We start from the raw sequence: 14022 nt of genomic DNA, 5'->3' as shown, positions 1-14022 counted from the left end.
ATATGTGCACGGAGGACCTGTGACGGCGTTGTCGACGGTTCCGCTGCCCGCGACGATCGCAGCGGTGGACGGGCGGTGGCTCACGGCCGCGTTGCGGGAGAGCGGGGTGATCGGGCCGGGCGCGCGGGTCGCCACGGTGGAGGTGCGGCGGATCGCGCTGGAGACCGGCTTCTCGTCCGAGCTCTACCGGCTGCGCCTGACCGGCGACGACGGCGTGCCGGCCAGCGTCGTGGTCAAGATGCCGACGGGCACGGCCGTCCGCGAGGCGATGGACCTGGTCGGTGGCTACCGGCGGGAGGTGACGTTCTACGAGCGGGTCGCCGGCCGGGCCCCGTTGGGCACGCCTCGGGTCTACGCGGCGCGAATGGCCGAGGCGTCGAGCGACTTCATCCTGGTCCTGGAGGATCTGGGCGACTGGGAGAACGCCGACCACCTGGCCGGGCTCTCGGTGGCACGCGCCCGGCAGTGCATCGCGCAGCTGGCCGACCTGCACGCCTGGTCGGCACGTCCGGCCAACGCCGACCTGCTGCGGGACTTCCCGAGCCTGGACGACCGGGTGACCCGCCAGGTGTTCCCGGTCCTGTTCGCCGAGGGCTGGCGGGTGTACCGCGAGCAGGCGCCAACCCCGGTCCCGGCGGCGGTGGCCGGCTTCGCGGAGCGCTTCGGCGAGCACACGGCGACCGCGCTCGGCGCGCTGACCGAGCGCCGTTGCCTGGTCCACGGTGACATCCGCGCCGACAACCTGTTCTTCCGCGACGGACAGCTCGCCGTGGTCGACTTCCAGCTCGCCTCGCTGGCGGCGGGGCCGGTCGACATCGGTTACCTCGTCAGCCAGGGCCTGACGACGGCGGAACGGGGTGGCCACGACGAGGAGCTGCTGCGCGGGTACGTCGAGCGGCTGGCCGAGGGCGGCGTGCGCGACTACGGCTTCGACCAGGCGTGGCGGCACTACCGGTTCGCGGTGGCGTTCTTCCTGCTCTTCCCGGTGATCGCGGTGCGCGGTTGGGAGCTGCTGCCCGCCCGGGCACGTGAGCTGTGCCTGTGCCTGATCGAGCGAGGCATCGCGGCGATCGAGGAGATCGACGCGCTGGCGGTGTTCTCGTGACCGCCCCGGTGCGTACCGCGCGCGAGGTCGTCGAGCTGTACAACCTCGTCGTCTGGAACCAGCGCGACTTCGCGCTGGCCGATGAGCTGCTCGCCGACGAGGTCACCCGGCATGGCGTGGAGGAGGTCGTCACGCTGACCCGGGGACAGGCCCGGCAGCGGGTGGAGCGGCTGTGCGCGAGCGTCGAGCGCCTCCGGTTCGAGCTGCCGGTCGTCGTCGCCGGTGACGACGGCGAGCACGTCGCCATCGTCTACCAGGCCGAGACGGCCGGTCCTGGCGGCGCCGCCGGCGCGATCGCGAGCATCGAGGTCTTCCGCGTGGTCGACGGCCGGATCACCGACGTATGGAACAACACCCACCAGAACGGATACTGGCGATGAGCGCGCAGCGGTTCGACGAGCTCGGCTTCTACCTGCTCGCCGGCGCCCCGGAGGGCCCCGCCGACCTGCTCCGGGAGGCCCGCCGCGGCGAGGAGCTGGGCCTGGGCACCGGCTTCATCTCCGAGCGCTGGAACGTCAAGGAGGCGGCATCGCTGACCGGGGCGGCCTGTGCGGTGACCTCCCGGATGCACATCGCCACGGCGGCGACGAACCACAACACGCGCCATCCGCTGATCTCCGCATCCTGGGCGACCACGATGCACCGGCTCTCCGGCGGGCGGTTCACGCTGGGCATCGGCCGCGGCGTGGCCGCCCTCTACGAGGCGTTCGGGCTGCCGCCGGTCACCACCGCGCAGATGGAGGACTGGGCCCACCTGATGCGCCGGCTCTGGCGGGGCGAGACCGTCGTCGGGCACGACGGGCCGGCCGGCAGCTACCGTGCCCTGCGGCTGGACTCGGACTTCGACGAGGACATCCCACTCGCGCTGGTCGCCTTCGGCCCGAACAGCCTCGCGCTCGGTGGCCGGGTGTTCGACGACGTCATCCTGCACACCTACTTCACCCAGGAGACGCTGCGGCGCGCGGTGACGACGGTCAAGGACGCCGCCGTGCGGGCCGGACGCAACCCCGACGATGTGCGGGTGTGGTCGTGCTTCGCCACCATCGGCGACCACCTGCCCGAGGAGCTGCGGCTGAAGAAATCCGTCGCCCGGCTCGCGACCTACCTGCAGTACTACGGCGACCTCATGGTCCGGACCAACCGCTGGGACCCGGCCGTGCTCGAGCGCTTCCGGGCCGATCCGCTCGTCGCGTCCTTCGCCGAGCCCATCGACGGCAAGGCGACCGCGAAGCAGATCGCGCACGTCGCGGAGCTGCTGCCCGACGAGTGGCTGGAGCCGTCGGCGACCGGCTCGCCCGAGCAGTGCGCCGCCCGGGTCCGCCGTGAGTTCGAACTGGGCGCGGACCGGGTGATCCTGCACGGCGCGACACCCGACGAGCTCGAACCCATCCTCGGCGCCTACCGCGCCGCCGAGCCCATCCCCACCTCGGCTGGTCGGGACTAGCCAGATGGAGATCACCGGCACGCGGGTCCTGATCACCGGAGCGAGCCGTGGCCTCGGCCGCGACCTGGCCCTTGGCTTCGCCACCGCCGGCGCCGACGTCGCGCTGGTCGCCCGCAACGCGGACGCGCTGGCCGAGCTGGCCGGGCTCACCGGCGGCCGCGCCTACCCGTGCGACCTGGCCGACCGCGCGGCCGTGCGCGGCCTGCTCGCGCGGGTCGAGGCCGACGGGCCGGTCGACATCCTGGTCAACAACGCCGCCGACGAGGGCATCGGGCGCTTCACGGAGCTGAGCGCCGACACGCTGGAGTTCATGGTCAGGCTCAACGCGCTGGCGCCGGCCGAGCTGACCCGCCAGGCCCTGCCGGGCATGCTCCGCAGGGGCCGAGGCCACGTGGTCCATGTGTCCTCGTTCGCGGGGATCGTCGTGCCGCCGATGCTCGCCACCTACGCCTCGACCAAGGCGTTCCTCAGCCACCACGCCGTCAACCTGCAGTTCGAGCTCAAGGACACCCCGGTCGGCGTGACCCGCGTGGAGCTCGGCGAGATCGCCGGCACCGACATGATGGCGCACGGCCGCACCGAGCCGGCGCTGGCGGGCATGTTCGAGCGCATGTACCGGCTGCGGCTCAACCGGCAGCTCAACTCGGCGGAGATCACCGCTGCGGTACTCGACGCCGTCCGGGAGAACCGCTGGTCGGTGCGGCTGCCGAGGCGGCTGTCGCCGGCGTCGCTGCTCGCCGACGTGCCCCGCCGCATGACCTGGCTGCTCGCCCGTGGCCTCACCACGCCCCCGGCCGCCGAGCCCCGGTCGACGTCGCTCTACCGCTGAAACACCCTCGCCATCACCAACACGCTGGGAACAGAAGAGAGGCACGTCGATGCGCGCAGCAGTCGTCAAGAAGGTTGGGGGACCGGAGGCGGTCGAGATCGTGGAGGTCCCCCTCCCGGAACCTGGTCCCTTCCAGGTCCGTATCAAGGTCGCGGCCGCCGCGCTCAATCCCGCGGACGCCGCGGTGTGGGCCGGGGTCTTCGGGCCGCTGGAGGAGATGGAGCACGCCGGTCTGGGTTTGGATGCGGCGGGGACGATCGACGCGGTCGGCCTGGGTGCTCTGCTGGAGGTCGGCACACCGGTGATCGCGTTCGACTCCGGGGCCCTGCGCCCGACAAAGGCTCAGGCCGAGTACCTGGTTGTCCCCCTCAACTCCATCGCCGTTGCTCCTGAGGGGATGGACCTGACGCTCGCGGCGACGATCCCGCTCAACGCGATGACGGCCGCACAGGCCCTGGATCAGCTCCCGCTGCGTCCCCGCGACACCCTGCTGGTCACCGGCGCCGGTGGGGCTGTCGGTGGCTATGCGGTGGAGTTGGCCAGAACGCGGGGTGTGCGGGTTGTCGCGCAGGGCCGGCCGGAGGATGAGGGGTTCCTCCGCGGCCACGGCGCCACCTGGTTCGTCTCGCGCGAGGAGGAGCTGAGTGAGACGGTGCACCGGTTCGTGCCACTGGGCGTGGACGGCGTGCTCGACGCGGCCGCGTTGGGCGAGCCCGCGCTGGCGGCTGTGCGCGACGGCGGCATCTTCGTGAGCGTGCGGGTCGACGTGCTGCCGCGACCGCGGCGGGGCGTCGTGGTGCGGAACATCGCCGCCAGCCCCGACGCGGCCCGGCTGGCCTACCTCTCCGCGCTCGCCGAGGTCGGTCTGCTGACCCCACGCGTTGCGCGGATTTACCCCCTCGCGGAAGCCGCGGAAGCCCACGCCCAGCTCGCCCGAGGCGGCCTGCGCGGGCGGATCGTGCTGGTGCCGTGAGCCGAGGGTCCGGACACCGACGACAACATGTTCGCGGGGCGCTGCAAGTCGGGAGGTGTTAAGGGCGACTGTACGTTACTTAACACGCGGGCCGCGCGGATGGGGTCCGCGGTGCGCGCCACGGTTCTGGTGAGCGGCGGCTCGATAGACTCCGCGCCATGACGGACCGCCAGGTGACCTCGGCGAACGCTGTTGTCGCCGATCTTGGTCACACCATCCGCGTGGTGCGCGAGGGGCAGAATGTATCCCTGCGCGAACTGGCACGGCGTGCGGGCATCAGTGCCAGCGCGTTGTCGCAGATCGAGACGGGCAAGACTCGCCCTACGGTCAAGACCGCCTATGAGATCGCCCGCCAACTCGGGGTGCGGCTCACCGATCTCTCCGCGGGGGCGACGAGCCTGGACGGGACAGGGTTGCCCGTCGCGGCCGGCCCGTTCCCGCCGCCGGTCGGCCACGGGGATGTCGTCCGCAATGGCCTGGTGGCACATCTGCGCCAGCCGGTGGAGTTGATCCGCCGCGAAGCCCAGCAAGTCGTGGATCTCCAAGGGGGCGAGCGGTTCAGGGTGCTCAGCGGCCACGCCCTGCCCGGGGCGAACTGCCTGCTCCTCACCTACGAACCCGGAGCGACCTCGCCGCCCGGCGAGGAGTTCGTCCGCCACGCCGGCCACGAGTTCAACTACCTTGCCGCCGGCCGCCTGGTCATCGAGGTCGGCACAGAGCGGTACGAGTTGAAGCCGGGCGACACTCTTACTTTTCCCGCCACGACACCACACCGCCTGTCCAATCCCTGGGAGGAGACCGCCGAGCTCGTATGTGTGTTCGTCAGCAGCCCCGGCCCCTGAACAGCGGTGTGACCAGCTGAACGGACCGGGACCGCCTGGGCGAGGCTGTCGATCACTGCCCTCGTGTCGGTTGCTTAACACGAGCTTTACACCACTTAACAGGGGTGGCATGAACAGCCGCTGAAGTGTTGTCATGCAGCGAGGCTTAGCGACAAGGCACTTCCACACTGCCCGAGCCGGTGGTGTCGGGTGACGGCCACGACCGTGGTTTTCGCGGGAAGGCTTCTCACAGGTTCACACCAGGACACGTCCGACCTGATCAGCGACGGCGCACTCGTCATCCAGGACGCGACGGTGCGGTACGCGGGACCGCGTGCGGATCTGCCCGAACTCGACGGTGACGTGGTCGAGATCGACGCCACCACCTCGCTGGTCATGCCCGGACTGGTCAACGCCCACCACCACGTCGGACTCACCCCCACTCAGCTCGGGGTGCCCGATGACTCGCTCGAACTGTGGATTGCCCGCAGGCACGGGCCACCGGAGGTGGATCCCTACCTCGACACCGCGTGCGGCGCCGTGGACCTCCTCGCGGGCGGCGTGACCACTGTCCAACACCTCAACGGGCGCCTACGCGGCGATCCTGAGCAGTATGAGGCGGCCGACACGGCCGTGCTGCGGGCGTACGCCGACGTCGGCATGAGGGTCTCCTACTCCCGGGGGCTGACGGACCAGAACCGTTTCGTGTACTCCGACGACGAGCAGTTCATCGCTTCGCTCTCCCCGGACGAGCAGGCGACGGTGCGCATGGTGATGCCCGCTCGCTATGAATCCTCCGAGGAGCAACTGGCCTCGAGCTACACGCGACTACGCGAAAAGTGGCACGGGGCCGCCGACGGCCGCATCGCCATCCAACTCGCGCCGGCGAACCTGCACTGGTGCAGCGATGAACTGCTACTGGCCGCGGCCGAGATCTCCGAGCGCGACAACGTCGGTATGCACATGCACCTGTCCGAAACGCCTTACCAGGAGGTCTACGCCGCCCAGTTGTCAGGCGGTCGCACCGCGGTGGGGTACCTGCGCGAACGTGGGCTGCTGTCCTCTCGGCTAACCCTCGGTCACGCCGTGTGGATCGACGACGCGGACATCGACCTGCTGGCGGCCAGCGGCACCATCGTCTGCCACAACCCAGGGAGCAACCTGCGCCTGCGCAGCGGCCTGGCACCAACGGCGCGATTGCGGGCAAACGGCGTCCGGCTGGCACTCGGGATCGACGAGGCAGGTCTGGCCGACGACCGCGACATGTTCAGTGAGATCCGGTTGGCCTGGGCGCTGGCGCAGGCACCCGGTCAGGACACCACCGCGCGCACCACGGCGACCCAGGCCTTGGACATGGCGCTGGATGGCTCGGCGGCCAGCACACCGTTTGCCGGGCGCATCGGCCGTCTGCAACCGGGCTATGCCGCGGACTTCCTGGTGCTGGACTGGGAGTCGATCACTGGGACGTACCTGGACCCCGCGGCCGAACGGATCGATGCGGTCGTCCGACGGGCACGCCCAGCCGCGGTGCGGCAGGTGTATGTCGCCGGCGAACTCGTCTTCGCCGCAGGTCGGGCGACCAAGGTCGACGATTCCGCGATGCGGTCGGAACTACGCGGATTTTTGGCCGGCCGAGTCGGCCCCGGGCAACGGGACCGCCAATCCGCCGCCGCGGCGCTCGAGGCCGCTGTGGCCCGCTTCTACACCAGCTCGCCGTGGCGGGAATGGCGGGAAATCACGAAGGAGAGGGCGTCATGGAACAACCTCTGACCGGGCAGCGGCATCTCGAGAACGCCGGATTCGTGGAGCTGCTGGCCGAGCGGATCGCCAAGCACATTCTGGACATCATTGAAGCGGAATTCCCGGCTTGACGGCAAATCGAAATAGTCCTGGCCATTCGCGCATATCAAACCAGGAGTCACCGTGAAGATGGCACCAACAGTGCAGACGCGGACCGAGAAATCCGGAACCGGGTCACCGGGCCAGCGGCCGAAGCTCGAGTCGTCGGACTTGCTGGAAGAGGTCGTACCGGAGTCCCGGCGCGATGGATCGCTGAAGATGACCCTGCTGTGGGTGACGTGCCAGGCGACCGTCTCCAACATGTACACCGGGTACCTGGCCCGTTCCGAAGGCATGTCGCTGGGTGATCTGTTGCGGGCCTCGCTGATTGCCGTCGTCGTCATGGCCGGCTACGGGTTGTTGGCGACCAACGTGGGGACCATCACGGGCCAGCCGCACTCGGTACTGGCAAGGGGGGTTCTCGGAAAGTCCGGGAGTGCCCTGGCGTCCGTGCTTCTCGTCCTGACCGGGTTGGGGTGGTACGGGTTCCAGGCGGTATTCCTGGCGCAACTCCTCAACGGCCTGGTCGGCCTCACCCATCTGCAGCTCTTCTGCGTGTTGTTCGCCATCGTGATGATCACGAACAACCTGCTCGGGTTCCGCAGCGTTTCCGGCTACGCCCGCTTGGCGGCTCCCGTTCTGCTTGTGTGGGGCGCGTACACCATCATCAAGGCCCTCGCCTTTACCGTGGGACCCAACCTGTTCGCCGCTCCGCACGTCCCGCCGACCCAGGGCATCCTCCTCACGGTCGGACTTCTGGTTGGCGTGGCCGTGTACGGCAACGAGCCCGACCTGTTCCGATACGCCCGCCGCGACCGCGGCCGCAACATCATGCCGCTGGTGGTCGGCTACGGGCTGGGGATGCTGGTGTTCCCCGCGGCCGGCTACCTCATGGCCGAGCTCTCCAGCGCCTCGACCCTGGGTGCCACGATGCAATTCTTCACCCAGTTCTCGCTGTTCGGACTCACCGCGCTGGCCGTCGTGGTATTCACCATCAACGTGGTCGCGGTAAACGACGCCAATCTCTACGAGGCGGTCAACGCCGTGCAGAACTTCCTGCGTGGCCGGCGGCGTATCGAGACCATCCTCGTACTCGGTGTCCTCGGCGCGGCGGTCGCCGCATTCATGGAGCAATCGTCCTCACTGCAGGACAACTTCTTCATCGTGGCCAATATGTGCGCGGTATTCCTCCCGTGCGCGACCATCGTCATGGCGATAGACGTGTTCCTCCTGGAACGGCTGTCGGGTTGCCGCCGGCCCGCCGGACAAGACGGCGTATCCAGAGCCGTAACGTCCTGGGCGGCGGCCTCACCAGGAAATGTGGGCGGGATCGTGGCGATCCTCGCCGGGCTTGTGGTCGGAGCCATCACCGGTGGCCTCATTCCCGGAACGTCGGGCTTCGGGAAGACCAACATCGGAATCCCCTCCGTGGAGGCGTGGGTGACCACCATCGTCATCTACCTGACGGCCATGCTCCTGGCGCGTGTCCTGTCTTCCTACCGCGCCAAGCAGGTCCTCCTCGGTCTGCCGGCCGTAGAGCCGGCGCCCGCGTGATCTCGGGGAGCGGTCGCACCTCATCGGGTCACGGCCGTCGAGGCGGCTCCTGCTGGGTCTCGTCGTCCCGCTCCCGCTTTGCCTGCGACCTGCGGAAGATGATGTCGAGCTGGTCCGCCCCGGCTGGTGCCTCAGCCGGCGGACCGCAGGGCGTCGAGGGGGCACTTCCGTTCGCGGCCGCGTACTGACCGATGTCGCGCGCCCGCTCGGTAGGGACGTGCTGGAACGAGCGAAGCTGCGCCAGCTCGCGTCTGAGCTCGGGGAACACCTCCAGTGCGGTCTGCGAGATACCAAATCTCGGGTCGTGCGAGCTGAAGTCGAACTCGTAGAGGGTGACGTTCAACGGATCTGAGGTGTCCCCCGCGAGGTTGCGAACCTTTCGGTGGGCCGCCTCGAGTGCGGGGACGGCGTCACGTCTCGCCCTCTCGGCCCGGACGGCTGCTTTGAACAGGGCCGCGGCGCGACAGCTCACCGCATAGAGCTCCTCGGCAGCGTTGCCGGCGGTCGCGGCTAGCGCTTCGTGCGCTTGACGGGCAGTCTCGTACTCCTCCTCGGCGACGGCGAGCAGCCGGAGCCGGGTTTCTTCCTTGGCCGCCCAGAGCGACTCCTGCCGGGCGAGCTCGGCGGCGAGGCTCTCGCGGCGGCGTGCCGAGGCGGCGTCATGGCTGGCGAGGCGGGAGCGCAGCTCATCCACCAGCTCCCGAGAGCCGTCGAGAAAACGGGCTGTGGCGGGCTGCGATCCGGGTTGATCGGCCTGGGGTGGCAGATCCCGGTCAACGGTGGGATCGGTGACGGTTGAACTGATCATGAGAGGTCCTTGGTGAGCAGAGGGAGTGGGGGAGTCGGATCGGCGGGAGAGGCTCGCGGATCCGGAGCGGCCGACCTGTTCCGTGGACGTCGTCGTGCCGGAGAGGTCGCGGGCACGACGTGCGCGATCGGCCCCACCGACGCCCGCCTGGGGCGTCGACGGCTGACCTGTGCCAGCGCCGGTGGTCCGGCGGCAGGAGGTGTGGAGCGCGGCGGCGTACGAGTTACCCGGAAGCGCTGACTACTGAGCGAACGCCGGCGGTGGGCCGCGGCGTGACGTGGCCTCTCCCGGCCGCCACTGTTGCGCCACGAAGGCAGGCACCCGATCCGGTGCGGCCACGACAGCCGTGATCCGCCCGTCGGAACGTGGCGGTGCGAGCACGATGCGCAGGGCGCACCGACGTGCATGCGAGAACAGGTGGAGCGCCGACTCGGCGGACCGGTGGGCGCCGAAGAGCAGCACCACCAGCACCGCGGTGGCCGCGGCGTGCGCGGCGAGCAGGCCGCAGCGAAGGCCGAGCACGGAGAGCAGCCCCAGTGAGGCGTGTTCCGGGACCGCCTCGAAATGGGAGTTCAGCGACGCGCTGAGCGCCAGGTGGATCCCCAGTTGGCCGACGCCGAGCATCGCCACGGCGACGGGTGCGCCACGGTAGGTGAAACCCGCGACCCGCTGAGCGGCGAACGTCGTCAGCACGCCGAGCGCCGCGGCCACCAGCAGCGGTACGCAGTCGACAGCGGCGCCACCGCCGCCCAGCACGTGGGCCACGACCCCGAGCACCACCGACGCGCTCGTCAGCACCAACGGCGACCGACGCGACAGGGCCGCATCGGGAGCGGGTCGGGTGACGGCTGTCACGCCGAGCAGCTTAGTGGTCACCCTCCGCGCCCCTGAGGCACCCCCGCCCGGTGGCGACGGACAGAGCGCGGGCTGGTCAGTCGATGTCCATCTTCGCCCGGTACCACGGGTAGTACCAGTCGCCGATGATGGTGGACTCCAGCGGCACCAGCACCCCGCCGTCGGGTTGGACGGCGTCTCGACCCACACCAGCGCCGTGCGGTCCGTGACCGCGGCCGCCACCGCGTAGGTGCCCACTGGCCGGCGTGCACGGCCCGGGTCCGGAACGCGGCGCCGTCGTAGTGCGCGCGTCGGGCGGGGTCCACCGGTCCACCGGTCATGGGGGCTCCTGTCGACTCTCGACTGTCGGCTCTCAGCGGCCCGGTCGGCGGGCCGGCGCGTCGAGCCTGGCGGCGGGGGCCTCCTGACCAGCGTCATCGTGTCGCGCCCGGCCGGGGGAGAACAGGGCGGAGCAGGGCACCGATGACCAGGCACGGGCCCACGCCGAGGGTGGTCAGCTCGATCGGCAGCAACCTCGCTGACGGGAAAACCGGCTGGCTGTCTGTTCGTCAGTTGGTCGCTCGGTGCGCGGCCGGACGCTCGAGGCCGAGGTGATCACGCAACGTCTCGCCGGCGTACCCGGTGCGGAAGCGACCCCGGGCCTGCAGGATCGGCACGACATGGTCGACGAACGTGCTGAGTTCTCCCGGAAGCGTCGAACCCATGATCGTGAACCCGTCGGCCGCGCCCGCGTCCTGCCAGGCGATCACGTGGTCGGCCAACTGCTCGGGCGTTCCGACGAAGTGGTTCTGGGTCGGGCCCTGTGCCAGCTGACGGGCCAGCTCCCGCAAGGGCAGGTCCGGCTGCTCCCGCGCCGCCGCGTACAACCGCTGCGCGCCGCTGGTCGGCAGCCGTTCGCCGGTGTAGAGCTTGGCGGGCAGGGGAACGTCCGGGTCGAACTCGTCGGGATGGTGGCCGGTCATGTAGAGCAGGTTCTGCCACCGGAACTCCGGGCTGCGTAGCTCGTCGAGATGGCGTGCTTTCGCCCGTGCCTCGGCCTCGGTACCGCCGAGGGTCACCATGAGAGCCGGGAGTACCAGTACGTGATCGGGGTCGCGGCCGGCCGCGGCCGCTCGAGCGCGCAGCTGGGTGCGATGGTCGACCGCGGCCTGAGGCGACGGAGGACCGGAGAAGACCAGGTCGGCGTAGCGGGCGGCCAGCCCGATCCCGGCCGAGGACTGCCCGGCCTGTACGAGCACCGGCCGGCCCTGCGGCGAACGCGGGAACGGCAGGATCCCCTCCACCTCGTAGTGGTCGCCCCGGAAGTGGGGCGCGTGCAGCTTGGCCCGGTCGCCCCAGATGCCCCGGCCGCGGTCACCCACGACCGCGTCGTCGTCCCAGCCGTCCCAGACCTGCTGCACGACGTCGACGAACTCGTGGGCCTGCGCGTACCGGTCGGCGTGCTCGGGGTGGCTGTGTTCGCCGAAGTTGGCGGCTACCAGCGGCGTGGTCGTGGTGACGATGTTCCAGCCCGCGCGGCCGCCACTGAGGTGATCCAGCGTGGCGAAGCGGCGGGCCAGGTCCCAGGGCTTGCTGTAGGTCGTGGATCCGGTCCCGATCAACCCGATTCGGTCGGTCACCGCCGTCAGCGCGGACAGGACGACGACCGGGTCGAACTGGGTCTGCGGCAGGTGAGTGACGCGATACTCCGGAATCGCGATGTTGTCGGCCAGGAAGATCGAGTCCAAGAGACCGCGTTCGGCGATCCGGCCGATCTCGGTGTAGTAGGACAGCCGCAGGACCTCGCGCACGTCGTCGTCGACGACTCGCCACGCCGACTCGTGGTAGCCGTTGGGCCAGATGAATGCCGTGAAATGCAGCGGGCGCCCGGACATTAGCGGCGGTTCCCGTCTCGTGGAGTGGCGAGGTGGCCGCCGACCGGCCCGTCGAGGCCGAGCTCCGTCTTCTGAACGCTCATGCCCGAACCAACCCGGTGCGGACCGCCGGAATTCCGTGGCAAGCCGGGTGCAACTCCCCGCGCGGATTCACCTACTCGACGGTTGGCACTGCACTCAGTAGATGTTGGACGGCCGCACCATTCCCTCGGCAAGGTCTCCGAGCTCCGGATCGACAATGGCACCCGGGTTGTGCAGCACCTCCTCGACCAGCAGCGTCTCGGTTGTGAGCAGCAGGGCCGCAATCGAGGCGGCGCTGCGCAGCGCCGATCGGGCGACCTTCAGCGGGTCGATGACGCCGTCGTCGAACAGGTCGCCGTAGCTTCCGGTGGCGGCGTTGAAGCCGTGGCCGGCCGGCAGTTCCCGCACCGTCTCAAGCACCGGGGCGCCGTCGTATCCGGCGTTGATGGCGATCCAGCGCAGCGGCTCGCCGAGGGACCTACGGACGATCTCGGCGCCTTCGGCGGCGTCCCCGTCGAGCGCGAGGCTGTCGAGCGCACCGCGGGCCTGCAGGAGGGCGGTGCCGCCCCCGGCAACGACGCCCTCGTCGAGGGCGGCGCGGGTCGCGGACAGCGAGTCCTCCACGCGGTGCTGCTTCTCCTTGAGCTCGACACCGGTAGCGGCGCCCACCTCGATGACCGCGACGCTCCCGGACAGCCGTGCGATGCGCTCCTGGAGGGAGTCCTGGTCGTGCTCGTTCTGGGCGCGCTCGAACTCGCGTTTGAGCTGCTCGATGCGCTGGGACACCGCCTCTGTGGTCCCGGCGCCGTCGATGATGGTGGTGTCGTTCTCGGTGACGGTGATCCTGCCGCACCGGCCGAGCTGGTCGAGCTGGACGTTCCGCAGGCTCAGGCCGGCGTCCCCGGTGATCACCTTGCCGCCGAGGACGGTGGCGATGTCGGTGAGCTGGGCGAGCCGGCGGTGGCCGAAGCCGGGCGCCCGGACCACGACGGAACGGAACGTCTCGTGCACGTTGTTGGCGACCAGCATGCCCAGCGCGGCCCCGTCGACGTTCTCGGCCACGACGACCAGCGGCTGCCCGGTCGGCCGGACCTTCTCCAGCACCGGCATGAGGTCCTGTACCCGGGAGATCTTCTCGTTGGTCAGCAGGATGTACGGGTCGGCGAACACCGTCTCCATGCGCTCGGTGTCGGTAACCATGTACGGCGAGATATAGCCGTGGTCCAGAACGAGCCCATCGACGAAATGCACGTCGAGGCCGAAGGACGGCGACTCCTCCACGGTGACCACGCCGTCCGCGCCCACCCGGGCCACGGCGGTGGCGATGGCGCGGCCGATCTTCTCGTCATTGGCGGCCAGGGTCGCCACCCTGGCCAGCTCCGCCTCGCCGTGGATCTGGCGCGCGCTGTCGCGCAACGCCTCGACGATGGCCTCGACGGCGGTCTCGATGCCTCGGCGCAGCGCCATCGGGTTCGCGCCTCGGTCGACCGCGAGCAGGCCTTCGCGGACCAGCGCCTGGGCCAGCACGGTCGCGGTTGTGGTGCCGTCGCCTGCCACCCCGTTGGTCTTGTTCGCGACCTCTTTCACCAGCTGTGCGCCCATGTTCGCGAACGGGTCGCGCAGCTGGATCTCCCGGGCGATTGTGACGCCGTCATTGGTGATCGTGGGCGGCCCGGTGAGCTTTTCGATCACGGCGTTGCGGCCCTTCGGGCCGAGCGTCACTTTGACCGCGTCGGCGAGTGTGTCCACGCCGGTCTGCAGCAGTCGGCGCGCTTCGATGTTGAACCGCAGGTCCTTGGCCATGGCTGATCCTTCTCGTCGTCGAGTGTGTGGAAGCGGTGAGTGTCAGTGCGGGGGCGCCGGGTCCCGAACCCCGGCCAGCGGGACCCGGCGCAACGC

The 14022-nt window shown here is 70.0% G+C and carries 12 protein-coding genes; 8 read left to right on the top strand and 4 right to left on the bottom strand.

Annotated elements, in window-relative coordinates:
- The first annotated feature begins 19 nt into the window (after positions 1-19).
- The 8 genes from ACTXG6_RS37465 (at position 20) to ACTXG6_RS37430 (ending at position 8565) form a co-directional block, all read left to right on the top strand.
- Entirely contained in the window at positions 20-1105 is a 1086-nt protein-coding gene (locus ACTXG6_RS37465) for a phosphotransferase (RefSeq protein ID WP_445184051.1), read from the top strand.
- Positions 1102-1485 (top strand): nuclear transport factor 2 family protein, encoded by a 384-nt coding sequence (locus tag ACTXG6_RS37460; protein ID WP_445184050.1) that lies wholly within the window; start codon positions 1102-1104, stop codon positions 1483-1485. Before ACTXG6_RS37465 ends, ACTXG6_RS37460 begins: the two co-directional genes overlap by 4 nt.
- Entirely contained in the window at positions 1482-2549 is a 1068-nt protein-coding gene (locus ACTXG6_RS37455) for a TIGR03857 family LLM class F420-dependent oxidoreductase (protein WP_445184049.1), read from the top strand. Before ACTXG6_RS37460 ends, ACTXG6_RS37455 begins: the two co-directional genes overlap by 4 nt.
- 4 nt (positions 2550-2553) lie before the next feature.
- Positions 2554-3378, top strand: coding sequence for an SDR family NAD(P)-dependent oxidoreductase (locus ACTXG6_RS37450; protein ID WP_445184048.1), 825 nt, complete (start codon positions 2554-2556; stop codon positions 3376-3378).
- A gap of 49 nt (positions 3379-3427) precedes the next feature.
- The gene (locus tag ACTXG6_RS37445; RefSeq protein ID WP_445184047.1) at positions 3428-4351 is read left to right on the top strand and encodes an NADP-dependent oxidoreductase; all 924 of its coding nucleotides are present in this window, start codon (positions 3428-3430) and stop codon (positions 4349-4351) included.
- Between the two features lie 173 nt (positions 4352-4524).
- Positions 4525-5193, top strand: a complete 669-nt coding sequence (locus ACTXG6_RS37440; RefSeq protein ID WP_445184046.1) for a helix-turn-helix domain-containing protein — start codon at positions 4525-4527, stop codon at positions 5191-5193.
- 375 nt (positions 5194-5568) lie between these two features.
- Complete coding sequence (locus tag ACTXG6_RS37435) at positions 5569-6942, top strand: amidohydrolase family protein (protein ID WP_445190210.1); 1374 nt, start codon at positions 5569-5571, stop codon at positions 6940-6942.
- Between the two features lie 159 nt (positions 6943-7101).
- Positions 7102-8565: a cytosine permease gene (locus ACTXG6_RS37430; RefSeq protein WP_445190209.1), complete on the top strand. Its 1464-nt coding sequence runs from the start codon at positions 7102-7104 to the stop codon at positions 8563-8565.
- 28 nt (positions 8566-8593) lie between these two features.
- On the opposite strand, the gene ACTXG6_RS37425 is transcribed toward ACTXG6_RS37430, so the two are convergent.
- From ACTXG6_RS37425 to groL, 4 genes are all read right to left on the bottom strand, one after another.
- The gene (locus ACTXG6_RS37425) at positions 8594-9373 is read right to left on the bottom strand and encodes a hypothetical protein (RefSeq protein ID WP_445184045.1); all 780 of its coding nucleotides are present in this window, start codon (positions 9371-9373) and stop codon (positions 8594-8596) included.
- A 240-nt stretch (positions 9374-9613) separates the two neighbouring features.
- Positions 9614-10228 carry a hypothetical protein gene (locus ACTXG6_RS37420; protein WP_445184044.1) on the bottom strand — a complete coding sequence of 205 codons (615 nt, stop codon included), beginning with the start codon at positions 10226-10228 and terminating at the stop codon, positions 9614-9616.
- A 548-nt stretch (positions 10229-10776) separates the two neighbouring features.
- Complete coding sequence (locus ACTXG6_RS37415) at positions 10777-12102, bottom strand: NtaA/DmoA family FMN-dependent monooxygenase (RefSeq protein ID WP_445184043.1); 1326 nt, start codon at positions 12100-12102, stop codon at positions 10777-10779.
- 177 nt (positions 12103-12279) lie between these two features.
- Positions 12280-13926, bottom strand: a complete 1647-nt coding sequence (groL, locus tag ACTXG6_RS37410; RefSeq protein ID WP_445184042.1) for a chaperonin GroEL — start codon at positions 13924-13926, stop codon at positions 12280-12282.
- Positions 13927-14022 lie beyond the last annotated feature (96 nt).

It is taken from the genome of Pseudonocardia sp. Cha107L01 (assembly GCF_052566575.1).
This window is presented reverse-complemented; position numbering and strand designations above follow the sequence as displayed.

Excerpts from the sequence above, each read along its gene's own strand:
- ACTXG6_RS37415 (WP_445184043.1), bottom strand. The coding sequence starts at position 12,102 with ATGTCCGGGCGCCCGCTGCATTTCACGGCATTCATCTGGCCCAACGGC.
- ACTXG6_RS37435 (WP_445190210.1), top strand. The coding sequence starts at position 5,569 with ATGCCCGGACTGGTCAACGCCCACCACCACGTCGGACTCACCCCCACT.
- ACTXG6_RS37425 (WP_445184045.1), bottom strand. The coding sequence starts at position 9,373 with ATGATCAGTTCAACCGTCACCGATCCCACCGTTGACCGGGATCTGCCA.
- ACTXG6_RS37455 (WP_445184049.1), top strand. The coding sequence starts at position 1,482 with ATGAGCGCGCAGCGGTTCGACGAGCTCGGCTTCTACCTGCTCGCCGGC.
- ACTXG6_RS37430 (WP_445190209.1), top strand. The coding sequence starts at position 7,102 with ATGGCACCAACAGTGCAGACGCGGACCGAGAAATCCGGAACCGGGTCA.
- ACTXG6_RS37450 (WP_445184048.1), top strand. The coding sequence starts at position 2,554 with ATGGAGATCACCGGCACGCGGGTCCTGATCACCGGAGCGAGCCGTGGC.
- groL (WP_445184042.1), bottom strand. The coding sequence starts at position 13,926 with ATGGCCAAGGACCTGCGGTTCAACATCGAAGCGCGCCGACTGCTGCAG.
- ACTXG6_RS37445 (WP_445184047.1), top strand. The coding sequence starts at position 3,428 with ATGCGCGCAGCAGTCGTCAAGAAGGTTGGGGGACCGGAGGCGGTCGAG.